Below are 25040 nucleotides of genomic sequence, written 5' to 3'. Positions count from 1 at the left end.
AGCTTTGTGGTCCTTGTGTCCACGGTCACAGCGGAGTGCGATCCGGGCACGATCGCGACCGAGCGCCCCCCGCACCCGACGTCAGGAGAAAGCCCGTGAACCGGCGGCTCTCGCTCGCCGGCCAGCTGCTGGCCCTGCAGGTGGTCATCATCTGCGTGGTCCTGGTGGGCGTGTCGGCGGTGACCGTGGCCCAGTCGACGCAGCGGGCCCAGGACACCGAGGGCCGGCGCGCACTGGCCGTCGCCGAGACGCTGGCGAACGCGCGGATCTTCCGCGAGGCCGTGGACGAGGGAGGCATCGCCTACGTCCGGGTGGCAGCCGAGAGCACCCGCAGCGTCTCGGGGTCTGCGTCGGTCGTGGTCGCGCTGCAGGACCGGACCGTGATCGCCAGCGAGGACCCCGGTCAGCTGGGGGAGCGCGTCGCCGTGGGCGACAGCACCGTCCTCGACGGCCGGGCATGGGTGGGGGAGCGGGAGTTCGCGGGCAGCCCGGCCGCGGTCGCGATGGTGCCGGTTCTGACCGGACCGCGTCGTGATCCCGGCGGCTTCGTCGTGGTCACCCGCCTGTACCCCTCGGTCCTGGACGGGCTGGCGGAGGCCGCCCCGAACCTCCTGACCTACCTCGGGCTGGCCAGCGGGATCGGCATCGTCGGCTCGCTGCTCGTCGCGCGACGGGTCAAGCGGCAGACCCTGGGCCTCGAACCGGCCGAGATCACCGGGCTCGTCGAGCACCGCGACGCGATGCTGCACGGCATCCGCGAGGGCGTCGTCGGCCTGGACCTGCGCGGTCGCGTGACGCTGATCAACGACGAGGCGATCCGGCTGCTGCACATCCCGGGGGACGCGCTCGGACGCACGCTCGCCGACCTGGGGGTGGGGGAGGAGATGCTCGACGCCTTCCTCTCCGGGGAGGTGGAGCGCGACCGCGCCGTCGCCAGTGCGGGCCGGGTGCTCGTCGTCAACCGGCTGCCGATCACGAGCAGGGGCCGGCCCATCGGGTCCGTGACGACGTTGCGCGACCGCACCGAGCTCCTCGAGCTGCGCAGGGAGCTCGATCTCACCCGGCACGTGACCGACACGCTCCGGGCGCAGGCGCACGAGTTCAGCAACCGGCTGCACACCATCGCCGGGCTGATCGAGATCGGGGAGTCGGAGGAAGCGGTCCGGTTCGTGCACCGCGTGAGCTCCAGCCGGTCGGAGTTCAGTGCCGACGTCACCGCCGCGGTGCGCGATCCGTCGATCGCCGCCCTCCTCATCGCCAAGGCGAGCCAGGCAGCCGAGCTCGGCGTGGACCTCCGGGTGGCTCCGGACTCGTCCCTGCCCGTGCTGTCCGACGAGCTCAGCGGGGACGTCGCGACGGTGGTGGGCAACCTCGTCGACAACGCGCTGGACGCCGCGTCGGTGGCGGCGCAGCGCTGGGTCGAGGTGTCGCTGGGGCTGGTGGACGGCGAGGTGGAGGTGGTGGTGCGCGATTCGGGGCCCGGGGTGCCGGCCGGGATGGAACGCGAGGTCTTCCGGCGGGGCGTGTCCACCAAGGACGCGTCGTCGGGCACGAGCGGCTCGGAGGAGCGCGGCATCGGTCTCTCCCTGGTCCACCTGCTGTGCAGCCGGCGCGGGGGTGAGGTGACGGCCTCGTCCGCGGGTGGGTCGACCTTCACTGCCCGGCTTCCTGCCGATCCGGAGCTGGTGGCCCCGTGATCCGCGTGCTCATCGTCGACGACGACTTCATGGTGGCGAAGGTGCACGCGGCGTTCGTCGCGGCACTGGACGGCTTCGAGGTGGTCGGGACGGCGTCGACCGGGGCGCAGGCGCTCGACGAGATCGGGCGGCTCGGTCCCGACCTGGTCCTGCTGGACGTCTACCTGCCCGACATGACCGGGCTGGAGGTGCTCCGGCGGCTGCGCGCGACCGGCTCACCGGTCGACGTCGTCGTCATCAGCGCGGCCCGGGACGTCGAGAGCATCCGCAGCGCTCTGCACGGCGGGGTCCTGCACTACCTCGTGAAGCCCTTCGACCGGCGCACCTTCGAGGACCGGCTGCGCGGCTACGCGGCCCTCCGCGGCGAGCTGGCCGCACTCGACGTCACCGGCCAGGGCGACGTGGACCGGGTCTTCGGCGGCACGCGCGGCGGTGCCGCCGCGGCGGTGGTGACGCCGAAGGGCATCGCGCCGGAGACCCTCGAGCTGGTCCGCCGGGCTCTCGGCGCCGCGGCCGGCGACGGGCTCTCCGCGTCCGAGTGCAGCGAGCGCACCGGGCTCGCGCGGGTGAGCGCGCGGCGCTACCTCGAGCAGCTGGTCGCCCAGCAGGAGGCGGACGTGCGCCAGCGGTACGGCACGGCCGGCCGGCCCGAGCGCCGGTTCACCCTCCGCCCGTCCGCCCAGGGGTGACGGGGAGCGGACGCAACGACCGAAACAACCGATAGGCACGTAATGCAGACGTCACCGGGCGGCTCGGCGAAGCTGCCCGCATGACCATCGTCGTGGGCTACGTCCCCACCCCTGAGGGCGAGGCGGCGCTCTCCGCCGCGATCGGCGAGTCGCGCCTGCGCGACGAGCCCCTGCACGTCGTGAACACCTCCCGCGGCGACTCCCTCGTCGACAGCCGCTACGCCTCCGGGGACGCGCTCGCCGCCGTCCGCGCCCGCCTGGAGGAGTCCGGCGTGGTGCACGAGATCGACCAGCACGTCGGCAGCCACGACGCGTCCGACGAGCTCGTGGACATCGCCGACCGGGTTCGCGCCAGCCTCATCGTGATCGGCCTCCGCCGGCGCTCGCCCACGGGGAAGCTGATCACCGGCAGCCAGGCGCAGCGCATCCTGCTGGACGCCCACTGCCCGGTGCTGGCGGTGAAGGCCTCCTACTGAAGGCCTTCTACTGGAGGACGTCGAGGGCGTCGCCGGGGCCGCGGGCCAGGTTGCGGAAGATGGTCTCCAGGCTCCCGGTGAGGTGCTCGGCGATCGCCTCGGCCGCCGCGTCGGCGTCGCCCGCCAGCAGCGCGTCGCACATGCTCAGGTGCTCCTCGACGGACACCTCGATGCGCTGCGGGTCGACGTGCGAGAGGTTGCGCAACCGCGCCGTGTGCGGCCGCAGCTCGGCGATCGTCCGCCGGAGGTGCTCGTTGCGGGTGGCGCCGATGATGGCCCAGTCGAACCGGTCGGCCAGCTCGTAGAACGCCCGGGAACGCGCCTGCGACGGGGCCCGGCGGGCGAGGCGGGCGAACTCGGTCCGCATCGCCGTGAACTCCCGGCGCAGCCCGGCGTCGGCGGCCGCGGCCTCGGTCGCCTGGCGGATCGCGGCGGGCTCGAGCAGCGACCGGAAGTCGAACAGGTCGCGGACGCTCTGCAGGGACACCCGGGAGACGCGCGCCCCCTGGCGGGGGACCAGGTCGACCAGGCCCTCGGCCGCCAGCCGGCGCAACGCCTCGCGGACGGGGGTGCGGGAGGCGCCCGTCCGCTCGACGAGGGACAGCTCCGACAACGGTGTCCCGGGGGCCAGCTCGCCGAGCTCGATCTCCTCCTTGAGCCGGCGGTGGACCAGGTCGGCCTTGCTCACGTCGGTCACGGTGGTCATCGCAGCTCCCCGGCGGGGAACGGGACCCCGGTCGCGGCGCCCAGGTCGTGCAGGTCCGACAGCGACTGGTCGGCCAGGACGACGCCGCCGGCCGCCAGGTTCGCCGCCTCGGCACGGTCCTCCACCTCGCCGGGGTAGAAGACCTCGTCGAAGCCCTGGGCGAGGGGAACCGCCTTGACCTCCTCGATCAGCTGGGAGACCCGCGCCTCGTACCCGGCGCGGTCACCGAAGGCGTCGGGGTCGAGGGCGAGGAACAGGTGCCCGGCGCCGCTGGGGCGGTCGGCCTCGTAGGGCCCGTGCACCCCGGTGCCGACGGCGCTGCCGGTGAGGGCGCCGGAGAGCACGTCCATGAGGAAGGTGATCGCGTACCCCTTGTGGCCGGCCATCGGGAGCACCACGCCCAGGACCCCCTTCGCCGGGTCGGTCGTCGGCGCCCCGTCCGCGTCGAGCGCCCAGCTCTCGGGGATGGCCTCCCCGCGGTTCTTCGCCAGGTATATCTTGCCGCGGGCCACCGCGGTGTTCGCGATGTCGACGGCGACGACGCGGCCGTCGGGGCCGGGTGCCGCGATGGACCACGGGTTGGTGCCGAGCCGCTTCTCCCGGCCGCCCCAGGGAGCCATGGCCGGACTGGCGTTGGTCGTCAGGACGGCGACGTACCCGGCCCGTGCCGCCCGGCGGGTGAAGTACATCGCCGTGCCGAAGTGGTTCGATTTCCGGACGCCGACGACACCGACGCCGTGCGTGCGGGCGCGCTCGACGGCCAGCAGGCGGGCGCGCTCGGTGAGCACCTGGCCGATGCCGTCGCGGCCGTCGAGGAGCACCAGCGGGCCGGTGTCGGAGAGCACCGCCGGGTCGGTGACCGCACGCATCGCCCCGGACCGCAGGCGGGCGGCGTACCAGGGCAACCGCAGGAACCCGTGCGACTGATGCCCCCACAGGTCGGCCTGGACGAGGCTGTCCGCCACCAGTGCGCCGTCGCCTTCGGGTACGCCCAGTGAGGCGAGCACCTGCGTGCCGAACCGGCGCAGGGACGAGGGGGACAGGCGCGACATGGGACCTCCGCTTGACGTGGTGCCGCTAAGTGTATACAGCTTGTATACAGCGACGCGAACAGAGGAGATGGGAATGTTCAGCCTGGTGGTCCAGATGGAGGTCCGGCCGGAGCGGCGGGAGGAATTCCTCGCGGGGATGACGGCGAATGCCGAGGCCTCGGTGCGCGACGAGCCGGGATGCCTGCGCTTCGACGTCTCGGCGGTGACGGCCGACCCGAACCGCTTCTTCCTGTACGAGCTGTACACCGACGCGGCGGCCTTCGAGGCGCACAAGGCGTCCCCCCACTTCGCGCGGTGGCGGACGGTGGCCGAGCAGGTCCTCGTCGGTCAGGTCAACACGCCCGGCGAGCTGCTCGCCACCCACGCTTCCGAGGAGTTCGCATGACCGGTCAGCCCGTCCCGCCGTCCATGGTCCTGCGACCGGAGGAGATCGAGCGCTTCGACCGGGGGAACGGGGTGGTCACGATCCCGTTCGTCGGGAAGTGGAACACCGCGGTCAACCGGGTCACCACCGGGATGACGGTGTTCTCCCCGGGAACGGGCATCCCGCTGCACTCGCACAACGTCGAGGAGACCGTCCTCGTATTCGAGGGCGAGGCCACCGCGGTCGTCGGCGACGAGGAGTTCGAGCTGGTGGCCGGTCAGGCGACGTGGGTCCCCGCCGGCATCCCGCACTGCTTCCGCAACCGCGGCGAGGGCACCATGACCATCTACTGGGTGTACGGCGGCCGGGACGTCACCCGCACCGTCACCGCGACCGGCGAGACGTTCGAGCACCTGTCGGAGAAGGACCGCGGAGCGAGCAGGTCATGAGCGACGTCGTCACCCTCAACCCGGCGACGGGGGAGCGGCTGGCCGAGTACCCCGGCTTCTCGGACGCCGAGGTCGACGCCGCGCTGGGGAAGGCCGACGCCGCCCAGCACGCGTGGGGCGCGCTGCCGCTCGACGAGCGCGCCGTGGTACTCCGCCGGGTGGCGGCGATCCTCCGGGAGGAGATCGACGACCTGGCCCTGTTGGTCACCCGGGAGATGGGTAAGCCGCTGGCCGAGGCGCGGGCCGAGGTCGAGAAGTGCGCGACGACCTGCGACTACTACGCCGACAACGCCGCGACCTTCCTCGCCGACGAGCCGGTGGACACGTCCGCCGACCGCAGCTGGATCTCCTACGAGCCGGTCGGCGTCGTGCTCGCCGTCATGCCGTGGAACTTCCCGCTCTGGCAGGTGCTGCGCTTCGCCGCCCCCGCGCTCATGGCGGGCAACGCGGCTCTGCTCAAGCACTCGCCCAACACCACCGGGTGCGCGCTCGCGGTGCAGCGGATCGTCGCGGCCGCCGGCGCGCCGGAGGGCCTGTTCGGGGCGCTCGTCGTCGCGGAGGCCGACGTCCCCTCCGTGACACAGCGGCTCATCGCCGACCCACGGATCGGCGCCGTGACCATCACCGGCAGCGAGCGGGCCGGCCGGGCGGTCGGCGCCGCGGCCGGGGACGCGATCAAGAAGTCCGTGCTCGAGCTCGGCGGCTCCGACGCGTTCGTCGTCCTCGCCGACGCCGACCTCCCTCGGGTGGCCGTTCTGGCGGCCCGCGGCCGGCTGATGAATGCCGGCCAGAGCTGCATCTCGCCCAAGCGGCTGATCGTCGACGCGTCGGTGGCTGAGGAGTTCACCCGCCTCCTGGTGGCGGAGGTCGAGGCGTTGGTGGTCGGCGATCCCGAGGCGCCCGGGACGCACGTCGGGCCGATGGCCCGCGCCGACCTCCGCGACGGCGTCCACCGTCAGGTGCAGGCCTCGGTCGACGCCGGCGCGCGGCTGCTGACCGGCGGACGCCCGCTCGACGGCGCCGGCGCCTTCTACGCGCCGACTGTCCTCACCGACGTCGCACCCGGTCAGGTCGCCTACGACGAGGAGATCTTCGGTCCGGTGGCCACGGTCATCGTGGCCGACGGGGACGACGACGCGGTCCGGATCGCCAACGACACCCGGTTCGGCCTGGGCGCCAGTGTCTGGACGACCGACCCCGAGCGCGGGATCGAGGTGGCCCGGCGGATCCGCTCCGGCGCGGCCTTCGTCAACGCACTGGTCGCCTCCGATGCGCGGATGCCCTTCGGCGGCACCCGCGCGAGCGGCTACGGCCGCGAGCTGGCCGGCGCGGGGATCCGCGAGTTCGTCAACGTCCGTAGCTGGTGGGTCCTGGACGAGCCCGCCGTCACCGCCCCCGCGTCCGAGTAGGAGAGATGACCACCGAACGCACGTACCGCCTCGGCGTGATGCTCGGCGACGGCATCGGACCGGAGATCGTCCCCGCTTCCGTGCGCGTCCTCGATGCCGCACTGGCCGCCGCCGGCGCCGGACCGGTCGACTGGCACGAACTGCCGCTCGGGGCCTCGGCGATCGAGGAGCACGGCAGCGCCATCCCGGCCGCGACGCTGGCGGCGCTGACCAGGCTGGACGGCTGGCTGCTCGGCCCGCACGACAGCGCCGCCTACCCCGAGCCCTTCCGGTCGCAGCTCAACCCGAGCGGGGCGATCCGCAAGCACTTCGACCTGTACGCCAACATCCGGCCGGCGCGCGGCTTCGAGGGCGGAAAGGCGATCGCCCCCGACACCGATCTGGTGATCGCCCGCGAGAACACCGAGGGCTTCTACGCCGACCGCAACACGTACGCCGGCACCGGGGAGTACATGCCCACGCCGGACGTCGCCGTCTGCATGGGGATCTTCACCCGGCCCGCGGTCGAGCGGATCGCGAGGACCGCCTTCGAGCTGGCGATGCGCCGGCGCCGGAAGCTCACCATCGTCCACAAGGCCAACGTCCTGCAGCTGAGCTCGGGGCTGTTCAAGAAGGTCTGCCTCGAGGTGGGGCAGGCCTATCCCGAGGTGGCGGTGGACGACTTCCACATCGACGCCATGACGGTGCACCTGCTGCGCCGAGCGGCGGACTTCGACGTCCTGGTCGCCGAGAACATGTTCGGCGACATCCTCAGCGACATGACCGGCGAGCTGGCGGGGTCGCTGGGCATCGCGCCCTCGATCAACGCCTCCGACGACCGGTGCATGGCGCAGGCGGCGCACGGCTCCGCTCCCGGCATCGCGGGGAAGGGGCTGGCCAACCCCATCGCCATGATCCTGTCCTCGGGGATGCTGCTCGACTGGCTGGGCACCCGGCACGGCGACGAGCGGCTCACCGCCGCCGCCACGCGGGTGGAGGACGGCGTCAGGGCCGCCGTCCGCGGGGGCGTCGGCACCCGCGATCTGGGTGGCACGGCCTCGACGGCCGAATTCACCGACGCGGTGGTCGCGCAGATCACCACCCGGGCCTAAGGGGTCGGACCGCCGTCGACGGCGAGCCGGCGTGCTGCGACACCGACCACCGCGAGAGCGGCTGCGGTGGCAGCCAGCACGCCGGCCGCGCCGACCCCCGCGGCCACCAGCCCCACCGCGCTCGGGATGAGCACCTGGCCCAGCCGGTTGCCGGTGAGCCGCAACGACATCGCCCGGCCCCGCAGGCCTGCAGGGGCCGTCTCGGCGAGCCACGACATGGTGAGCGGCTGTCCCACGCCCAGCCCGAGACCGAGCACCACGACCAGCGCAGCCATGACGGCCGGGGGCGCCGGGGCGGCGAGGGCCGCCATCGACACCGCGGACATCGCCACGCTGACGATCATCAGCCGCCGTCGGCCGACCAGGCGTACCAGGTGGCCGAGGAAGAACCGCGAGGTCATCGACGAGACGGCCCGTAGCGTGAGCAGGACGCCGATGAAGGCCGCCGCCAGGCCCCGGTCTGCGCCCAGCGCCGGCAGGTAGACGAGCGTGATGTCCACGGCGGCCAGGACGACGCAGCTGATCAGCAAGGCCCGGAGCAGCCCGGGGAGGCGGATCAGCGTCCCCATCCCGCCGGTCTCCGTCGCGCTGCCGGAGTGGTCCCGGGCGGGCATGCGGAGGAACAGCGTGCAGACGACCAGGAGGAGGCCGAGCGCAGTGGCGGTCGCGAAGATGGGCGTGGTGTCGGGCAGCTCGCCGCTCCCGCCGATCACCGTGATCAGCGCCGGGCCCGCGGCCTGCCCCAGGGAGGCGGCGAAGGTGTAGTGGCCGAAAGCGGTGTCGAACCGTCCCGGCCCGGCGGTGTTGGCCACCGCTGCCTGCTGCCCGACCACCGAGAGCAGATGTCCGGTGCCCAGAACGACGCTGCCCAGGACCAGCCCGGCGGCGCCGCCACGCTCGGTCCAGAAGACCGCGCCGGACAGCGCCATGAGCACGGCGCCGACGAGCATCACCCGTCGTTCGCCGAAGCGGTCGGTGGCCTGGCCCGACGGGATCGCCAGCAGCAGCGGGACGACGGCGAACGAGGCGGTCAAGGCCCCGAGCCAGGCCGCCGGGACGTCGAGCTCCAGGGCCCGGTAGGCCGACGTCGGCCGCAGGACGAAGGTGACGACCTGCGTCAGGGTCGAGTGCAGCAACAGGACGGCGAGCAGCTTCCGCCCGGGCCCGCTCACCGGGCGTCCGGCCGGTCCAGGCGCTCCAGCGACCGGGCCCCGAGGCTCGTCTCGACGTGCCGGCGCATCAGGTCGGCGGCAGTGTCGGCATTCCCGTCCCGGACCGCCTCGAACAGCAGCCGGTGCTCGGCGGCGCGCGCCTCGCGTTCCTCGTCGCTGCGACCGGCCTCGAGTCCGTGCCGGCGGTACCGGTCGGTCTTCACCCACAGTCCGTCGAGGGTCTGCGCCAGCAGCGCGTTGTGGGAGGCGAGGTGGATCGCGGCGTGGAACCGGTGGTGGCTCTCCAGCTGGGCGGCCGTGGGACGGCTGTCGAGCGCGTCGAGACCGTCGAGGGCGGTCCTGACACGGGCGAGGTCGGCCTCGGTGCGGCGCTGCGCCGCCAGCCCCGCGGCGAGCGGGTCGAGGCTGCGCCGCAGCTCCAGGAGGTCGCGGGCCTCGGCGGCGTCGAGAGGTCGCACCCGGGCGTCCCGGTGCGCGTCGAGGTCGACCAGGCCCTCCTGCTTCAGCCTGCGCAGGGCCTCGCGCAGCGGAGTCGTGCTGATGCCGATGGTCTGCGCCAGCGACGCCTGGGGGAGCACCGAGCCGGGGGGCAGGTCACCGGACAGAATGAGGTGACGGACGCGGCTGTAGGCCAGGTCGCTCTTCGTGGAGAAGCCGGGTGACCCGGACGGCGGCTCGGACACTGTCCTCCTCGGGTCGCTGCTTATAGGTTATAACCTCCATCTCGACGAGAGCGAGCACCCGTGACGACCTTCGCCACCACCGACCTGTGCGACGAGAACCCGCAGGCCCAGGTCTGCGACCCGGTGTTCCGGATCTTCGGCGGGCGGACGTCCTTCGACGGCCCCGTCACCACGGTCAAGGTGTTCGAGGACAACACGCTGATCAAGCAGGCGGTCGAGAGCCCCGGGAACGGTCGAGTGCTGGTGGTCGACGGCGGCGGCTCGCTGCGCTGCGGTCTGGTCGGCGGCAACCTCGCAGTGTCGGCCGCGACGAACGGCTGGGCCGGCATCGTCGTCAACGGGTGCATCCGGGACGCCGACGAGCTGGCCGAGCAGCCGATCGGCGTGCGTGCGCTGGCCGCCTACCCGCGAAAGAGCGAACGGGGTCTGCACTCCGGCCAGGTCGGCCGCACGGTCGTCTTCGCCGGCGTCACCTTCCGCGAGGGGGAGTGGCTCTGCGCCGACAGCGACGGCATCGTCGTGCTGCCGGAGGCCCCGGCCCCTGCGGGATGACAGACCGCTGCGGGATGACAGCCGCCGCAGGGTGAGACCGCCTAGGCGAGGAACCGGTCCAGGGCCTCCTCGTCGGTGGAGGTGACCCAGAACTCGGCCACGCGACCGTCCTGGAAGTGGGCCAGGTGCCAGCTCATCACCTCGAGGTGGCGGTCGCCCCGATGGGCGGTGACCTTGACCGGCGTCGCGCCGTAGGAGTCGTCGGCCAGGAATGCCAGCGGCTCGATCCGGAGACTGCCCTCGGTGCGCTCCAGCAGCTGGCCGAAGAAGGCGAAGACGGCATCCGGGCCCCGGAACGTCCCGGCCAGCTCGGTGTGACCGCCCTCGTGCCACAGCACGTCATCGGTCCAGAGTCGCCGCAGCGTCTCGAGGTCGCCCTTGCCGAAGGCCTCGTAGCCCTCCCGCATGCGCGCGACGTTCGGGTGCTCGGACATGGGACCTCCTCGGAGCGGCCCCCGTGGGTCCGAGAATTGTCGACCCGTCGTTGGCGGATCCGGAAGCCCTCCCGGCGCCGTCCGCGGTGCGCGCGAGGTCAGCCGCGACGGAGCAGGCGGGCCAGGCGGTGGGTGCGGCCGGCCGTCAGTTCGGGGACCGTCACCGGCTCGGGGGTCTGCGGTGTGGGGGCTGAGGCCGCCGCGGCGCGCTCGTGCAGCCGGACCCGGACGTCCTCGGGGGTGTACGCGCGGCGCTGGCGCTCGTTCCGGGCCAGCACGACGCTCCCGGCCGCGACTCCCGCGAGCCCGGCCACTCCCAGCAGCTTCCAGAGGCGCACGATCCGTAACGTAGCGCCCGTGCCCGACCTCTCGCTCGACGCCGCGGTGGAGCTCACCCGCACCGGCGACGTCTGGGTCTTCCGCGGTCCCTCCCTGGCCGACCGCGCCATCCGCGCCCTGACCAACGCCCCGGTCAACCACGTGGGGATGGCCGTCGTCCTCGAGGACATGCCGCCGCTGCTCTGGCACGCCGAGCTCGGGAGGTCGCTGCCGGACGCCTGGACCGGTGAGCACCAGCGTGGCGTCCAGTTGCACGACCTGCGGGACGCCGTCCTCACCTGGCGCCAGCGGTACGGGCAGAAGGCATGGCTGCGGCAGCTGGTCGGACCGGCCGAGGACGGCGGGGTGACCCCCGCGATGGAGGACGCCGTCCTGCGCACCATCGCCCGCCTGGACGGGCGCCCCTTCCCGACGACGCGCGGCTTGGTGCGCGGCTGGGTCAACGGGCGGCTGCGCAGGCAGACCGCGGCGGAGACCGTGTTCTGCGCGGAGCTGGTCGCCGCCACGTACACCGCGATGGAGCTGCTGCCCGGCGACCGGCCACTCAACTCCTACGACCCGGGCAGCTTCTGGTCCGGTGACGACCTGGAGCTGCTGCAGGGCGCCCGGCTCGGCCCCGAGATCCCGGTCGACGTCCCCGCCGGCTGACCCGGACCGGCCGCAGGCCCGTCGGGGTCAGCCCGGCGCGACGACGCGGTAGGTGGACTGCACCATGCCCCCGGGGAACGTGCGCGTCCCCTCGTGCGCCAGCCGGATGTCGGCGCTCAGCTCGCCGAACGGGGTGTGGCCGGTGCCGATGAGCACCGGTACCCGCGAGAGCGTGAGGTCGGCGACCAGCCCGGCGCGCAGGAACTCGTGCACGGTCCGGCCGCCGTCGACGTAGACGCGGCGGTACCCGGCGGCGGTCACCGCCTCGACCGCCTCGTCGAAGGAGCGGTGCACGGTGATGCGGGGGTCGGCGCCGACCTCGAGCGTCGTGCTGAGCACGTGCACCGGCTTGCCCTGGTACGGCCACTCCCCGAACGGCGCGATGACGTCGTAGGTGGCGCGGCCCATGACCAGCGCGTCGATGCTGCTGACGAACTCACCGAAGCCGAAGTCACCGCCCTCGCCGTCGTCCGGGCCGGCGTTCTCGTCGCCGCCGCCGGTGAGCCAGCCGATGTCGCCGTCGAGCCGGGCGATGAACCCGTCGACGCTCATGCCGAGGAACACATGACCGGTGAAGGAAGCATCCATGCTGCTCAGCGTGCCGGAGGGGTACGACGGTTCAGACCCGTGCGGTCGCGCCGGCGAGCCGGACGACGGTGTCGCCGGGGCGCTCCAGCTCGTCGTGGGTCACGCAGACGACGACCCGGCCGGCGAGGGCGCGGCGCAGGTCGGCCAACAGCGCGGCCGCGGTGGGCGCGTCCAGGTGCGCGGTGGGCTCGTCGAGCAGCACGACGTCGCGGTCGGCGAGCAGCGCCCGGGCGGCCGCGAGCCGGCGTCGCTCACCGCCGGAGAGCGCGGTGCCGCCGGCGCCAACGGCGGTGTCCAGCCCGTCGGGCAGCGTCGCGAGCAGGCCGCCCAGGCCGGTCGCGGTGAGCGCCGCCCGCATCCGCGCCTCGCCGTCGGGGCCGGCCAGCGCTCCGCGCGGGGCCGCGGTCGCCAGGTTGGCCCGGATGGTCGAGGCGAAGACGTGCGCCTCCTGCGGGAGCCAGGCGATGCGCGACCGGAGGTCCTGCCCGGCCAGACGCGCGGTGTCGGTGCCGCCCACCGCGTAGGCCCCGCTGCGGGGGCGGAGCGCCGCCATGAGGACGGCCAGGAAGGTCGACTTCCCCGACCCGGAGGGTCCGCGGACCACGAGCCACCCGTGGCCCGCGCGGGCGACGGCGTCCACCCCGCGGAGCACGTCGGGTCCGCCCGGCCACCCCGCGACGAGGTCGTCGACCGCCACGTCGTCCACCCTCGCCGGGACGGCCAGCGGGGTCGCGGGGTCGACGGGCACCGGTGCGGTGAGGACGGCGTCGATGCGGGCCTCGGCGTCGGCGAGGGCGCCCCGCCGCTGCAGAGCCGTCACCATCCCCGCCAGCGGTTCGGCGAGCGCGAGCGGAGCCAGCGCGACCACGGCCAGCGTCGGGCCGGCGAGGCCCCCCTGCGCGGCGACGGCGGTGGCGAGCACCGCGGCCAGGCCGGTCCCCAGCACCACGAGGCCGGTGCCGAGGGCCGCCGCGCGGGTGCCGGTGCGGGCTGCGGCTGCCTGCCGGTCGGCGAGGAAGTCGAGATCCCCGGCCACGCGATCCGCGAGTCCGTGGGCCCGGAGGTCGGGCACCCCGTGCAGCACCGTCGTCGTCTCGTGGAGCGCCGTCACCCGGAGCGTGCTGTCGGCGCGCGCGGCACCGGCGTCGACCCGGCGGTGCACCAGGACGACGAGGGCGACGGTGCCGGCCAGGACGAGCCCCACCGTCGCGGCCGCCGCCGCGTCGAGCAGGGCCAGCGCCGCGACCGTTCCGACGGTGACCACCCCGGCGACCCGGAGCGGCGGGCGCACGCGGACGGTGAGGTCCTGCAGCACGCCCACGTCGCCGACCACCCGGGCCAGCGCAGAGCCGGGCGTCCGGTCGGCCGCGATGCCCTGGGCGGCGAGCGCCGCCCAGACGCGGACCCGGGTGGCCGCGGCCAGGCGGAGGGCGGCGTCGTGCGCTGTCATCCGCTCCAGCCAGCGCAGCAGCGCCCGGCCGAGGCCGAAGAACCGGACACCGACGATGGCGACCATCAGCGTGAGGACGGGCGGCATCTCCGCGGCGCGGACGATCAGCCAGCCCGACACCGCGGTCAGCGCGATCCCGGCACCCGAGGAGAGGGATCCGGTGAGCACCGCTCGCCGCAGCGCCCCGCGCACCGGCGCCGGGGCGGCCGGGCCATCCTCCGCCGGGACCACCACCGCTCCGCGACCGGCTGACGGCGCCGGGACCGGGGTCGCCACCGTCGGGGACGGGAGCTCGACGGTGCAATCGGCGAGGGCGGCGAGCAGCGGGTCGTGCGTGACCAGCAGGGTGGTCACGGTCCCGCGGAGGGCGAGCAGCAGTTCGGCGACGACGGCACGGGCGTCGTCGTCCAGGTGGGCGGTGGGCTCGTCCAGCAGGAGCAGGCGGGCGCCGCGCCGGATGCGGATCAGCGCGCGGGCGAAGGCCACCTTCTGCAGCTCGCCGGGGGACAGCGACTCCGGGGTCCGCCCGGCCAGCGCCAAGGCGCCCACGCGTCCCAGCGCCTCCACGACGAAGGCCTCGCCGACGATCTCGTCCACGCCGGGGTCCGAGCCCGCGTGTCGGCGCAGCTCGTCGGCGACGGTCGCTCCCGTAGTCCGCGGGAACTGCGGCACGTACGCGACGGCGCCCGGCTGCCCGTGCACCGAGCCCGTGACCCGGGCGTCCGGGTCGGCGAGCCCGGCGAGGACGGCGAGCAGGGTCGACTTCCCGGAACCGCTGGCGCCGCGCAGGGCCACCAGCTCACCCGGGCGGAGGGCGAGGTCGACCGGTGGCAGGGCCGCCGTCGAGCGACCCGGGTAGGCGACGGTCAGTCCCCGGACGTCGACGTCGGCACCGCGCGGGTCGTCGCCGTCGGACGTGCGCGACGGGGGAGGAGCCGGGGCCGCGAGCACCGCCCTGGCCTCGGCGGCGGCGAGCGCGGCATCCTCCGAGGCGTGGTGGGCCGCGCCCAGGGCGCGCAGCGGCGCGAACGCCTCCGGCGCCAGGAGCAGGGCGGTGACGCCGAGGGTCAGCGCCATGTCGCCGTGCACCAGCCGGAGCCCGACGGTTACGGCGACCAGTGCCACCGAGAGCGTGGCGATCAGCTCGAGCACCAGCGCCGAGAGGAAGGCGATGCGCAGGGTCGCGAGGGTCCGGACGCGGTGCGCCTCGCCGAGCCGGGCCAGGGCCGCGGCCTGGTCGGCCGCCCGCCCGAGGCCGACGAGCACCGGCAGGCCACGGACGAGCTCGGCGACGTGGGCGGCGATCCGGTCCAGGGCGCGGGCGGAGTCGGCGGTGGCGGACTGCGTGTACCTCCCGACCAGCACCATGAACACGGGCACCAGCGGCAGGGTGACGGCGACCAGCACCGCCGACAGCAGGTCGGTCCAGGCGAGGACGAGGAGCAGGACCGGGGGGACGACGATCGTCTGCGCCAGCGCCGGCAGGTAGGTGGCCAGCGCCGGGCCGAGCTCGTGCAGCCGCGTCGTCGCCAGGACCGCGGCCGGGCCGGGACCGCCGGCCGCGGCGACGGCGGCGGGGGAGGCGGCCAGCCGGCCGAGCAGGTCACGGCGCAACCGGTCCTCGGCCCGGCGGGCGTCGCGGGCGGCGAGCACGTCGCCGGCCGTGCCGGCGATCGCCCGCAGCGCGGCGCCGGCCGCCGCCAGGACGAGAGGAAGGGCGACCGTGCCCTCGGCGTACCCGGTGGCCCGCGCGACGGCGTGCGCGAGTCCGGCCGCCAGCAGCACCAGCCCGGCGGTCTGCCCGAGCGCCGCGACGGCCGCGCGGACCAGTGCGCCGGTCAGCCCGGGCACCCCCGCCAGCGCTCCGAGCGGGCCCTTCCCGGCCGGCGCGCTCATGCGTGCGCCTCTGCCGGCTCCTCGTGCACGGGCTCGGCGGTCAGCCGCTGGCGGAACACCCAGTAGGTCCAGGCCTGGTAGCCCAGCACCACGGGCAGCCCGATCCCGGCGGCCCAGGTCATCACGGTGAGCGTGTAGTCGCTGACCGACGCGTCCGCGATCGTCACGTCGAACGCCGCGTCGACCGTCGAGGGGACGACGACCGGGTAGGCCGCGCCGAAGATCGTGGCGGCCGCCGAGGCCAGCATCGTGCCCCAGGCGGCGAAGGCCTGCCCCTCGCGCTCCACCCGGATCCGGGCCCAGGCGACGACCACGGCCAGCGCCGCGACCAGCCACAGCACCGCGGTGACCGCCGTCCCATCCCGCAGCTGCACCAGACCGGCCCAGGCCAGCAGCGGCAGCGAGGCCACCGGCGCCCACCGGCGGGCGAACGCGCGGGCGGCCATCCGGATCGGCCCGTCGGTCTTCAGCGCCAGGAACATCGCGCCGTGCACCACGGAGAACGCCAGGACCGCGACCGCGCCCAGCAGCGCCGGCCAGCCCAGTCCGGCGAAGGCACCGCCGACCCGGGTGCCGTCGGCGTCGATGGGCAGGCCGAGGGTGGTCGCCCCGAGCGCGGCGCCGATGCCCAGCGCGGCGATCAGCGATCCGGTCGTGATGACCCAGGTCCAGCTGGAGTCCCAGGCGGGGGTGTGGTGGGAGTGCCGCCACTCGAAGGCGACCGCCCGGATGATCAGGCCGAACAGCACCAGCACGAAGGGCAGGTAGAGCGTGGGCAGCCAGGTGGCGTACCAGCCGGGGAAGGCGGCGAACACCGCGCCGACGGCGGTGATCAGCCACACCTCGTTGCCGTCCCAGAGCGGGCCGATGCTGCGCAGCATCAGGTGCCGGTCCGGGGTGCGCCGGCCGAGCACCGGCAGCAGCGCGGCGACGCCGAAGTCGAAGCCCTCGAGCAGGAGGAAGCCGGTCCAGAGCACCGCCACCGCGGCGAACCAGAGGGTCTGCAGGTCCATGGTCGGGAACTCCTGTGCGGCTCAGTAGGCGAACTGGAGGACGTCGTCGTCGCGGTCGCGACGTGGCGCACCGCGGTCGGGGCCGTCGTCCCCGTCGTCCGGCGGCTCCGGGGTGAACCCGGGGGTGGGGTGGCCGTCGCCGCTGGTCACCCCGCGGCGGACAAAGCGGCTGAGCAGCCACAGCTCGACGACGGCGAGCGCGCCGTAGACGACGGTGAGCGAGATCAGCGACGTCCAGACCTCGCCGGCGGAGATGCCGGGGGAGACGGCCTGGGCGGTGAAGAAGTAGATCTGGTCCTCGACCGGCACGTCCGGGTTCGGGTACACGACGAAGGGCTGGCGGCCCATCTCGGTGAAGATCCAGCCGGTGGCGTTGCCGACGAAGGGCGCGGCGACGGCGAGCAGCGAGCCGTAGACGCCGATCCGCGACGTCGGCACCCGGCCCTTCCGCGTGGCCCACAGCGCGTAGGCCGCGACCGCCGCGGAGACGGCGCCCATGCCGATCATCAGCCGGAAGCTCCAGTAGGTGACCGCGAGGACCGGCGTGTAGTCGATCGGTTCGCCGGCCTTGTCGCCGAACGACGGGTCGTCGGGGTAGGTCTCCCCGTAGGCCGCCGAGTACTCCTCCTGCAGCTCGTTCACGCCGGGGACGGCGGTCGAGAAGTCGCCGTGCGCCAGGTAGCTGAGGATGTACGGGACGGTGATCGAGTGGACGTCGTCGCACTCGTTCGAGCCGAGCTTGCCCCAGGCGAAGATCGAGAAGGACGCCGGCGCCTCGGTCTCGCAGAGCGCTTCGGCGGAGCTCATCTTGAGCGGCTGCTGCTCGTACATGAGCTTGCCCTGCCAGTCGCCGGTGAGCGCCACGAGCGCGAAGGCCGCCAGCGACACCCAGCCGCCGAGCCGGACCGACCGGCGCCACACGGCGTGATCGGTGTCCGTGGTGGGCAGCTGCGCGAGCTTCCGCTTCCGGAGGTGCCACAGGCCGATGCCCACCAGGAGCGCGCCGGCGACCATGAGGGCGGCCACGATCGCGTGGCTGAACGCGGCCAGCGCGGTGTTGTTGGTCAGGACGGCGAGGAAGTCGACCTGGCGCGGGCGCCCGGTGGCGTCGTCGGTGACGACGCCGACCGGGTGCTGCATCCAGGAGTTGGCCGCGATGATGAAGTACGCGCTGACGATCGAGCCGACGACGGCTGCCCACAGTGTCGCGAGGTGCACCTTCTTCGGGATCCGGCCCCAGCCGAAGATCCACAGGCCGAGGAACGTCGACTCGAGGAAGAACGCCAGCAGCGCCTCGAGCGCCAGCAGCGAGCCGAAGACGTCGCCCACGAAGCGGCTGTACTCGCTCCAGGCGAGGCCGAACTGGAACTCCTGCACGAGGCCGGTGGCGACGCCGAGGACGAAGTTGATCAGGTAGACCCGGCCCCAGAAGCGGGTCATGCGCAGCCACTCGGGCTTGTCGGTCCGCACCCACATCGTGTGCATGACCGCGACCAGGATCCCCAGCCCGATGGTCAGCGGGACCATGAGGAAGTGGTAGACGGTCGTGATCCCGAACTGCCAGCGCGCCACGTCCAACGTGTCGAGGTCCAACACGTCAAGGCCTACGACGTCCACGGCCTGTCCCCTCGTCGTCGAGGTCGACGTACTATCGACACGTTCTTTCTACGCCGAGTAGAAGAGTTCTTCTACATCTCGTAGAAGTATCGCGTGTGAGACGGACGACAGGAGGGCGGATGGCCTCGCTCGGGGAGCTGGAGCGCGCCGTCATGGAGCGGCTGTGGGCCGCCGACGGCCCGGTGGCGGCGACCGCGCTGCGCGACGGCCTCGCCGACCGGGGAGTCGCCCTGACCACCGTGCACACGGTGCTGACCCGGCTCGAGCAGAAGGGCTTCGTCGTCCACGACGACGCGCGGCCGCGCGGTTTCTCCGCGCGCAGCACCCGGGCCGACCACGCCGCCGAGCTCATGCACGAGGTGCTCGGTCAGGCAGGGGACCGGGAGGCCGTGCTGGCCCGCTTCGTCGGCAGCGTGAACGCCGACGAGGCGCGCATGCTCCGGGAGCTGCTCGCCGGCGGTCCGGGCACCTCGGCCGACGCCGCCCGCTGACCCGGTAGCCCGTGCTCCCCGCGACCGCGGTCTCGCTGGCCGTGCTCGCGGCGCTGCTCGCGTGGCCGGTGCCGGCGCTGCTCGCCCGTGCGCGCTGGCCACGTCGCGATCCGCTGGTGGCGCTGGTGTGCTGGCAGGCGGTCGGCCTGGCCGGCGGGCTCTCGATCATCGGTGCCCTGCTGGTCCACGGCCTGGCGCCGTGGGGTCACTCGCTGCCCGAAGCGCTCGGGGCGGTGCTCACCGGGCACCCCGCCGGCGACCCCGTCCGCGGTGACCACTGGGTGGCGCTGACGCTCGCCGGTGTGCTGGCGTCGGAGCTGCTCGGGGTGCTCCTGCTGTCCTGGGTCCGCACGACGCGGGCCCGGCGGCGGCACCGGGAACTCCTCGAACTGGTCGTGCAGCCCTCGGCGGACCTGCCGGACACCCGGCTGCTCGAGCACCCCGCACCGGTCGCCTTCTGCATCCCCGGGGCCCGTCCGCTCCTGGTGCTCTCCTCCGGGATGGTCGCGGAGCTGGACGAGGACCAGCTGGCCGCGGTGGTCGCGCACGAGCGGGCCCACCTGCGCGAGCACCACCACCTGCTGCTGTTGCCGTTCGTCGCCTGGGAGGCGGCGCTGCCGGTGCTGCCGGCGGCGGGCCGGGCGCACGCCGCGGTGCGCGAGCTGGTCGAGATGCGGGCCGACGACGTCGCGCTGGCGTCGCTCGCGGGGCGGGTGCCACGCCGCACGCTGGCACGGGCGATCGTGGCCGCCGCCGGTGGACCCGGGGGAGCGGGGGTGCCGGACGGCGCGCTCGCGGTCACCGGCAGCGCGACCGGTGCGCGGGTGATCAGGCTGCTCGAGCCGCCGTCCCCGTTGTCCGCCCCCGCCCGCTGGGCGGCGCTCATCGCTGCGGGGCTGCTCCTGCTCCTGCCGACCGTCCTGTTGCTGGCGCCGGCCTTCTGACTACCGGCGCGGAGCCGCGGCGATGGCGACCGCCGCGTAGGCGGCCGCCAGACCGCCGCTGATCCGCGCGGCTCGTCCGTACCGCGCCGAGGCCACGAAGGGCACCATGCTGGCGGCGTGCAGCAGATCGACCGCCGAGCCCGCCCGCACGAGGCGGGGATCCGGGGCGGCCAGCACCGCGCCGTGCTGCGCGAGCAACCGGGCACCGAGTGCGCGCACCAGCCAGAGGCGTTCCCGCGGGAACGCCGGAGCGACTCTGTCGACGACCTGCAGCGGCCGCGCAGCCAGGAGCACGCCGGTCGCCGCACCCGCGCCGGCCATCAGCCGGGTGACTCTCCGTCGTCCTCGCTCGTCGCCCACCGGTTCCGCCCCTCGTCGTGTCCTCCCCGCACGCTAGTGCTCTGAGTCCGGGGAGACTCAGAGCACTAGCTTCCGGAGAGGGCCTTACGGTCGTCGCGATTCTCGGCCAGCGGGGCGAAGCCGCGCAGCCGCAGGCTGTTGGTCACCACGAACACCGAGCTGAACGCCATGGCGGCGCCGGCGATCATCGGGTTGAGCAGCCCGGCCGCGGCCAGCGGGATCGCCGCGACGTTGTAGGCGAACGCCCAGAACAGGTTGCCCTTGATGGTCGCCAGGGTCCGGCGGGACAGTCGGATCGCGTCGGCGGCCACCCGCAGGTCGCCGCGCACCAGTGTCAGATCGCTCGCCTGGATCGCCACGTCGGTGCCGGTCCCCATCGCCAGCCCGAGATCGGCCTGGGCGAGCGCGGGTGCGTCGTTCACACCGTCGCCGACCATCGCGACCGTCCGGCCCTCGCCCTGCAGCCGCCGGACGACGTCGACCTTGTCCTTGGGCAGGACCTCCGCGATCACGGTCTCGATGCCGACCTCGGCGGCCACCGTCCGCGCCACCGTCTCGTTGTCGCCGGTCAGCAGGATCGGCGTCAGGCCCAGGTCACGCAGCTGCCGGACGGCCGTGGCCGACCCTGGCTTGACCGCGTCGGCGACCACCAGCACCCCGCGGGCGGCACCGTCCCACCCGACGGCGATCGCCGTGCGCCCGGCCGCCTCCGCATCGGCGGCGGCCCGCTCCGAGGCCGGGGAGAGGGTCATCGACCAGTCGGCGAGGAAGCGCCGCCGACCGACGACGACCGCCGAGCCCTCGACGACACCGTGCACGCCGAGACCCTCGGCGTTCGCGAAGCCCTCGACCGGCGGCAGGCTGCCGGTCCGCTCCGCGGCGGCGCGTGCCACCGCCTGCGCGATCGGGTGCTCGGACGCCGCTTCGAGCGCACCGGCCAGCCGCAGCAACCGGTCGGCGTCCTCGCCGTCCGCGGGCACGACGTCGAGCAGGGTCATCCGGCCCGTCGTGACGGTGCCGGTCTTGTCGAGGACCACGGTGTCCACGCGGCGGGTGTTCTCCAGGACCTCCGGACCCTTGATCAGGATACCCAGCTGCGCACCCCGCCCGGTTCCCACCATCAAGGCCGTCGGCGTCGCGAGTCCCAGGGCGCACGGGCAGGCGATGATCAGGACGGCGACCGCGGCGGTGAACGCCGCGGGCAGGCCGGCGCCGGTGCCGATCCAGAAGCCGAGGGTCGCGACGGTCAGGGTCAGCACGATCGGCACGAAGATCCCGGAGATGCGGTCGGCCAGCCGCTGCACCTCCGCCTTGCCGTTCTGCGCGTCCTCGACCAACCGCGCCATCTGCGCCAGCTGCGTCTCCGAGCCGACCCGCGTCGCACGCACGACCAGCCGGCCACCGGCGTTCACCGTCGCGCCGGCCACCGTGTCGCCCGGTCCGACCTCGACGGGCACGGACTCGCCGGTCAGCATCGAGGCGTCGACGGCGGACGAGCCCTCGGTGACCTCGCCGTCGGCGGCGATCTTCTCGCCCGGCCGGACGACGAAGAGATCGCCGACGCCGAGCTGGTCCACCGGGATGCGCCGCTCCGCGCCACCGCGGAGCACCGAGACCTCCTTGGCCCCGAGCTCGAGCAGTGCGCGCAGGGCCGCGCCGGCCTGGCGCTTGGACCGGGCCTCGAAGTACCGACCGGCCAGGATGAACGTGGTGACCCCGGCTGCAGCCTCGAGGTAGATGTTCCCGCTGCCCTCGGTCCGGGCGATCGTGAGCTCGAACGGGTGGGTCATGCCGGGAACGCCTGCGGTGCCCAGGAACAGCGCGTACAGCGACCACCCGAAGGCGGCGAGCGTGCCGAGCGAGACGAGGGTGTCCATCGTCGCGGCGCCGTGCCGCAGGTTGGTCCACGCCGCCCGGTGGAACGGCGCGCCGCCCCAGACGACGACCGGCGCGGCGAGCGTCAGCGACAGCCACTGCCAGTACTCGAACTGCAGCGCCGGCACCATCGCCATCGCGATCACCGGGATGGTCAGGAACGTGGACACCAGGAGTCTGGTGCGCAGTGGCCGCACGGCGTCGCTCTCGGCAGGCTCCTCCGCGCGGACCGGCTGGGGGAGAGCCGCGGTGTAGCCGGTCTTCTCCACGGTGGCGATGAGGTCCTCGGGCGTGACGCCGTCGCCGAAGCTGACCTTCGCCTTCTCCGTCGCGTAGTTCACCGTCGCGGTGACGCCGTCGAGCTTGTTGAGCTTCTTCTCGATCCGGTTCGCGCAGGAGGCGCAGGTCATGCCGCCGATCAGCAGCTCCACGTCGGTGGCGGAGTGGTCGGTGGCGGAGTGGTCGGTCGGGGAGTGGTCGGTGTGGGCGCTCATCCGTGGTCCTCCTCGTGCGCACCGGCGGAGACGGTGAAGGCCGCCGTCCGCACCACGCCGTCGTGCTTGAAGTCCAGGAACAGCCGGTAGTCGCCGGCCGACGGTGCGGTCGTCGTGAACCGGACGTGCGGGCCCGAGGTGGCGGCCGCGCCGTCCGCTTCGTCGACGGGGTGGGCGTGCAGGTAGGCGAGGTCGCCGTCGCGCAGCACCACCAGGTGGCCGAACGCGCCCAGGTAGGGCTGGAGGTCGGTGACCGGCCGGCCGTCGCGGCTGACGCTCAGGGTCAGCTCCGACTCCTGTCCCGGCTCCAGGGAACCGCTGAGGACGACGGTGAAGCCGTCGACCTGTGCCGTGGTGGACTCCGTCGGCAGGGGCGCCGGTGAATACGCGCCGGCGACCGCGAGGTCGGCGCCCAGGGTGAGGTTCTCGCCGAGGGCTGTGGGCGTGAAGTCGGCGAACAGCCGCCAGGCGCCCGGGTCCAGGGCGAGGGGGATCCGCCACACGCCGTCCGGGCCGAGCTCGGGGTGCACGTGCTGGAAGCCGGTGAGGTCGCGGCGGACCGCGATCAGGTGCAGGTCGACGTCGTGCTCGACGTCGTACCGGGTGACGGGCTCGCCGTCCGTGCCGAGGATCCGGAACTCGACGGGGGTCCCCGAACCCGCGGGCAGGGAACGCGCGGCGAGGTCGAGGGTGTAGCCGCGGTCGGACACCGCCAGCCCGGCGGGCAGCGCTGCTGCGTCGGCCTCGTGCCCGCCGTCCTCGTGGGGCCCGGCCGGTTCGGCGCCCATGGCGTGCGCGTCGGCCGGGGCGGCGTCGGCCACCGATCCGACGGGGCCGACGACGTTGCCGACGCCGAGCGCGGCGCCGAAGGCGGCGACCAGCCCGACGGCGAAGCCGACGAGCTTGAGCGGGGTGTTCATGGCATGCCCCTCAGGGAGACCGCGTCAGCGGCCGGCCACCTCGTAGCCGGCCTCCTCGACGGCGGCGCGGACGGCAGCCTCGTCGACCGGGGCGTCGCTGGTGACGGTCAGCCCGCCCGACTCGAGGTCGACGTCGACGCCGGAGACGCCGGGGACCTGGGAGACCTCCTCGGTCACGGCGCTGACGCAGTGGCCGCAGGTCATGCCGACGACGGTGTAGGTGGTGGTGCTCATGGTGGTCCCTCTCGGACGGTTCGAGTAGTGGTCAGGATCGGACGAGCCGCGCGATGGCCTCGGAGGCCTCGCGGATCTTCTCGTCGGCCTCGCGGCCGCCGGCCCGGGCGGCGTCGACGACGCAGTGGCTCATGTGCTCCTCGAGCAGGCCGAGGGCGACCGACTGCAGGGCCTTCGTCATGGCGGAGACCTGCGTGAGGATGTCGATGCAGTACTTCTCGTCCTCGACCATCCGCTGCAGACCGCGGGCCTGACCCTCGATGCGGCGCAGCCGCTTGAGGTAGTCGTCCTTGCGGTGGATGTAGCCGTGCTGGTGGTCGTGGCCGGCGGGTTCCGGGGCGGGCTGCGTCACGCCTGGGAACTATACCCCCCTAGGGTTTATTTGCCCAGTGGTCCGCCGTCCGGGTTCCCGAGGCGCATCCGGGAGACGTCGGTCTGCAACCGGTGCACGTCGGCGCGGGCGGAGGCGAGCTCGTCCTGCAGGCCGACGATCGTCTCCGCCGAGGCCAGGGAGTGGCCGTCGTCGAGGAGGCCGCGCATCCGGGCGGCGAGGTCCAGCTGGGCGCGCGAGTAGCGCCGGTGGCCACCGGGGGAGCGGTAGGGCTGGAGGAAGCCGGCGGAGTCCAGGCTGCGCAGGAACGCCGCCTGCACACCGAGCAGTGCGGCCGCCTGGCTCATCGTGAGCGCCGGGAAGTCGGGGTCGTCCAGCCGGCTCGAGGGGTCGGGTCCGGTCGTCATCGTCGTTCCTCCTGTCGGCCGGTGGAAAGCGCAGGGGCCGGGTCCGCGGACCCGGCCCCTGCGACGCCGTCGATCAGCTCTCGACCGACCTCTGCTCGTGCTGGGAGGACTCACCCTCGATGGTGCGGCCCTCCACCGCGGTGGGTACGTCCGCCCGCGTCACGGTGATCTTCCGGGCCTTCGCCTTCTCGGCGACCGGGATGCTCACCGTCAGCACCCCGTCGTGGTAACTGGCCTCCAGCCGGTCGGTGTCGAGACTGCGGCCGAGCACGAGCTGCCGGGTGTAGCTGCCGAACGGCCGCTCCGCGACGGCCCACTCGGCGTTCTCCAGCTGCGGCACCGAGCGCTCCGCGGTCACGGTCAGCTGGTTGCCCTCGACCGCGAGGTCGATGGAGCCCGGGTCGACGCCGGGCAGGTCGAAGTGGGCGACGAAGTTGTCGCCGACGCGGTAGGCGTCCATCGGCATGCCCGACAAGGGGCGAGCGGTGCTCGAGCCCGTGCGGCCGGTCAGCTGGTCCAGCGCGCGGAAGGCGGCGGACGTGGCGGCGAACGGGTCGTAGGCGGTCAGCATCATGGCTCTCCAACCTCCTGGGTGGGTCTGTCGAGTTCGCTGCCCGAGAGGCGAACCTCTAGTGGCAACTGGAGATTACCTCGATCGG

The 25040-nt window shown here is 73.9% G+C and carries 28 protein-coding genes; 11 read left to right on the top strand and 17 right to left on the bottom strand.

The genetic code is table 11. From position 1 onward, the window contains the following. Nucleotides 1–95: 95 nt before the first annotated feature. The 3 genes from CRP30_RS11010 to CRP30_RS11000 all read left to right on the top strand — a co-directional run bounded on the left by CRP30_RS11010 (nt 96) and on the right by CRP30_RS11000 (nt 2862). Nucleotides 96–1697, top strand: coding sequence for a sensor histidine kinase (locus CRP30_RS11010; protein ID WP_097183939.1), 1602 nt, complete (start codon nt 96–98; stop codon nt 1695–1697). Further along, nucleotides 1694–2386 carry a response regulator gene (locus CRP30_RS11005; protein ID WP_097183938.1) on the top strand — a complete coding sequence of 231 codons (693 nt, stop codon included), beginning with the start codon at nt 1694–1696 and terminating at the stop codon, nt 2384–2386. The genes CRP30_RS11010 and CRP30_RS11005 overlap by 4 nt, the downstream gene beginning before the upstream one ends. Nucleotides 2387–2466: 80 nt before the next feature. Beyond that, nucleotides 2467–2862, top strand: a complete 396-nt coding sequence (locus tag CRP30_RS11000) for a universal stress protein (protein WP_097183937.1) — start codon at nt 2467–2469, stop codon at nt 2860–2862. Nucleotides 2863–2869: 7 nt separating this feature from the next. Here CRP30_RS11000 and CRP30_RS10995 read toward each other — a convergent pair whose 3' ends face one another. Together CRP30_RS10995 and CRP30_RS10990 are read right to left on the bottom strand one after the other, a co-directional pair. Next, nucleotides 2870–3568: a GntR family transcriptional regulator gene (locus tag CRP30_RS10995; protein WP_097183936.1), complete on the bottom strand. Its 699-nt coding sequence runs from the start codon at nt 3566–3568 to the stop codon at nt 2870–2872. After that, complete coding sequence (locus tag CRP30_RS10990; RefSeq protein WP_097183935.1) at nt 3565–4620, bottom strand: Ldh family oxidoreductase; 1056 nt, start codon at nt 4618–4620, stop codon at nt 3565–3567. Before CRP30_RS10990 ends, CRP30_RS10995 begins: the two co-directional genes overlap by 4 nt. Before the next feature lie 73 nt (nt 4621–4693). Between CRP30_RS10990 and CRP30_RS10985 the strand changes: the two genes are divergently transcribed. Genes CRP30_RS10985 through CRP30_RS10970 form a run of 4 tightly spaced genes read left to right on the top strand, consistent with a single transcriptional unit; the run spans nt 4694 to nt 7933 of the window. Then, nucleotides 4694–5005, top strand: coding sequence for a putative quinol monooxygenase (locus CRP30_RS10985; RefSeq protein WP_097183934.1), 312 nt, complete (start codon nt 4694–4696; stop codon nt 5003–5005). Continuing rightward, a complete protein-coding gene (locus CRP30_RS10980; RefSeq protein ID WP_097183933.1) occupies nt 5002–5433 on the top strand; it encodes a cupin domain-containing protein in 432 nt (143 codons plus the stop codon). Before CRP30_RS10985 ends, CRP30_RS10980 begins: the two co-directional genes overlap by 4 nt. Further along, on the top strand, nt 5430–6842 hold the full coding sequence (locus tag CRP30_RS10975) for an NAD-dependent succinate-semialdehyde dehydrogenase (RefSeq protein ID WP_097183932.1): 1413 nt from the start codon (nt 5430–5432) through the stop codon (nt 6840–6842). Before CRP30_RS10980 ends, CRP30_RS10975 begins: the two co-directional genes overlap by 4 nt. A 5-nt stretch (nt 6843–6847) precedes the next feature. Further along, complete coding sequence (locus CRP30_RS10970; RefSeq protein WP_097183931.1) at nt 6848–7933, top strand: isocitrate/isopropylmalate dehydrogenase family protein; 1086 nt, start codon at nt 6848–6850, stop codon at nt 7931–7933. On the opposite strand, the gene CRP30_RS10965 is transcribed toward CRP30_RS10970, so the two are convergent. Both CRP30_RS10965 and CRP30_RS10960 read right to left on the bottom strand, forming a co-directional pair. Then, nucleotides 7930–9105, bottom strand: coding sequence for an MFS transporter (locus CRP30_RS10965; protein ID WP_097183930.1), 1176 nt, complete (start codon nt 9103–9105; stop codon nt 7930–7932). The two genes, CRP30_RS10970 and CRP30_RS10965, sit on opposite strands and share 4 nt — an antisense overlap. Continuing rightward, a complete protein-coding gene (locus tag CRP30_RS10960; RefSeq protein WP_097183929.1) occupies nt 9102–9788 on the bottom strand; it encodes a GntR family transcriptional regulator in 687 nt (228 codons plus the stop codon). Before CRP30_RS10960 ends, CRP30_RS10965 begins: the two co-directional genes overlap by 4 nt. Before the next feature lie 60 nt (nt 9789–9848). Between CRP30_RS10960 and rraA the strand changes: the two genes are divergently transcribed. Next, nucleotides 9849–10340, top strand: coding sequence for a ribonuclease E activity regulator RraA (rraA, locus tag CRP30_RS10955; RefSeq protein ID WP_097183928.1), 492 nt, complete (start codon nt 9849–9851; stop codon nt 10338–10340). A 41-nt stretch (nt 10341–10381) separates the two neighbouring features. On the opposite strand, the gene CRP30_RS10950 is transcribed toward rraA, so the two are convergent. Together CRP30_RS10950 and CRP30_RS10945 are read right to left on the bottom strand one after the other, a co-directional pair. Beyond that, nucleotides 10382–10774 carry a nuclear transport factor 2 family protein gene (locus tag CRP30_RS10950; protein WP_097183927.1) on the bottom strand — a complete coding sequence of 131 codons (393 nt, stop codon included), beginning with the start codon at nt 10772–10774 and terminating at the stop codon, nt 10382–10384. Nucleotides 10775–10872: 98 nt separating this feature from the next. Next, nucleotides 10873–11112: a hypothetical protein gene (locus tag CRP30_RS10945; RefSeq protein ID WP_097183926.1), complete on the bottom strand. Its 240-nt coding sequence runs from the start codon at nt 11110–11112 to the stop codon at nt 10873–10875. A 19-nt stretch (nt 11113–11131) separates the two neighbouring features. Here CRP30_RS10945 and CRP30_RS10940 point away from each other — a divergent pair, with 19 nt between their 5' ends. After that, nucleotides 11132–11761 carry a hypothetical protein gene (locus CRP30_RS10940; protein ID WP_097183925.1) on the top strand — a complete coding sequence of 210 codons (630 nt, stop codon included), beginning with the start codon at nt 11132–11134 and terminating at the stop codon, nt 11759–11761. Between the two features lie 27 nt (nt 11762–11788). Here the strand turns inward: CRP30_RS10940 and CRP30_RS10935 are convergent, their stop codons facing one another. Genes CRP30_RS10935 through CRP30_RS10920 form a run of 4 tightly spaced genes read right to left on the bottom strand, consistent with a single transcriptional unit; the run spans nt 11789 to nt 18280 of the window. Continuing rightward, the gene (locus CRP30_RS10935; protein WP_097183924.1) at nt 11789–12349 is read right to left on the bottom strand and encodes a dihydrofolate reductase family protein; all 561 of its coding nucleotides are present in this window, start codon (nt 12347–12349) and stop codon (nt 11789–11791) included. A gap of 31 nt (nt 12350–12380) precedes the next feature. Further along, on the bottom strand, nt 12381–15695 hold the full coding sequence (gene cydC / locus CRP30_RS10930) for a thiol reductant ABC exporter subunit CydC (RefSeq protein WP_097183923.1): 3315 nt from the start codon (nt 15693–15695) through the stop codon (nt 12381–12383). Next, complete coding sequence (cydB, locus tag CRP30_RS10925; RefSeq protein ID WP_097183922.1) at nt 15692–16708, bottom strand: cytochrome d ubiquinol oxidase subunit II; 1017 nt, start codon at nt 16706–16708, stop codon at nt 15692–15694. Before cydB ends, cydC begins: the two co-directional genes overlap by 4 nt. A gap of 21 nt (nt 16709–16729) precedes the next feature. Continuing rightward, the gene (locus tag CRP30_RS10920; RefSeq protein WP_235003323.1) at nt 16730–18280 is read right to left on the bottom strand and encodes a cytochrome ubiquinol oxidase subunit I; all 1551 of its coding nucleotides are present in this window, start codon (nt 18278–18280) and stop codon (nt 16730–16732) included. A gap of 164 nt (nt 18281–18444) precedes the next feature. Between CRP30_RS10920 and CRP30_RS10915 the strand changes: the two genes are divergently transcribed. Next, nucleotides 18445–18816 (top strand): BlaI/MecI/CopY family transcriptional regulator, encoded by a 372-nt coding sequence (locus CRP30_RS10915; RefSeq protein ID WP_097183920.1) that lies wholly within the window; start codon nt 18445–18447, stop codon nt 18814–18816. Between the two features lie 11 nt (nt 18817–18827). Beyond that, a complete protein-coding gene (locus tag CRP30_RS10910; RefSeq protein ID WP_097183919.1) occupies nt 18828–19760 on the top strand; it encodes a M56 family metallopeptidase in 933 nt (310 codons plus the stop codon). On the opposite strand, the gene CRP30_RS10905 is transcribed toward CRP30_RS10910, so the two are convergent. The 7 genes from CRP30_RS10905 to CRP30_RS10875 form a co-directional block, all read right to left on the bottom strand. Beyond that, nucleotides 19761–20120, bottom strand: coding sequence for a hypothetical protein (locus tag CRP30_RS10905; protein ID WP_143278442.1), 360 nt, complete (start codon nt 20118–20120; stop codon nt 19761–19763). It abuts the gene before it with no gap. A gap of 65 nt (nt 20121–20185) precedes the next feature. Further along, the gene (locus CRP30_RS10900; protein ID WP_200814703.1) at nt 20186–22405 is read right to left on the bottom strand and encodes a heavy metal translocating P-type ATPase; all 2220 of its coding nucleotides are present in this window, start codon (nt 22403–22405) and stop codon (nt 20186–20188) included. An 80-nt stretch (nt 22406–22485) separates the two neighbouring features. Next, nucleotides 22486–23409, bottom strand: coding sequence for a DUF8832 domain-containing protein (locus CRP30_RS10895; RefSeq protein WP_097183916.1), 924 nt, complete (start codon nt 23407–23409; stop codon nt 22486–22488). A 24-nt stretch (nt 23410–23433) separates the two neighbouring features. Continuing rightward, nucleotides 23434–23643, bottom strand: a complete 210-nt coding sequence (locus CRP30_RS10890; RefSeq protein WP_097183915.1) for a heavy-metal-associated domain-containing protein — start codon at nt 23641–23643, stop codon at nt 23434–23436. 31 nt (nt 23644–23674) lie between these two features. Then, nucleotides 23675–23995, bottom strand: coding sequence for a metal-sensitive transcriptional regulator (locus tag CRP30_RS10885; protein ID WP_097183914.1), 321 nt, complete (start codon nt 23993–23995; stop codon nt 23675–23677). Nucleotides 23996–24021: 26 nt separating this feature from the next. Continuing rightward, nucleotides 24022–24381 carry a MerR family transcriptional regulator gene (locus CRP30_RS10880; protein WP_097183913.1) on the bottom strand — a complete coding sequence of 120 codons (360 nt, stop codon included), beginning with the start codon at nt 24379–24381 and terminating at the stop codon, nt 24022–24024. 73 nt (nt 24382–24454) lie between these two features. After that, the gene (locus CRP30_RS10875; RefSeq protein WP_097183912.1) at nt 24455–24955 is read right to left on the bottom strand and encodes an Hsp20/alpha crystallin family protein; all 501 of its coding nucleotides are present in this window, start codon (nt 24953–24955) and stop codon (nt 24455–24457) included. Nucleotides 24956–25040: the final 85 nt, after the last annotated feature.

This window comes from Blastococcus haudaquaticus, from assembly GCF_900230285.1.
Lineage (GTDB): Bacteria > Actinomycetota > Actinomycetes > Mycobacteriales > Geodermatophilaceae > Blastococcus_B > Blastococcus_B haudaquaticus.
Note: the sequence above shows the minus strand (reverse complement) of the source record. Positions and strands in the feature narration are given on the sequence as shown.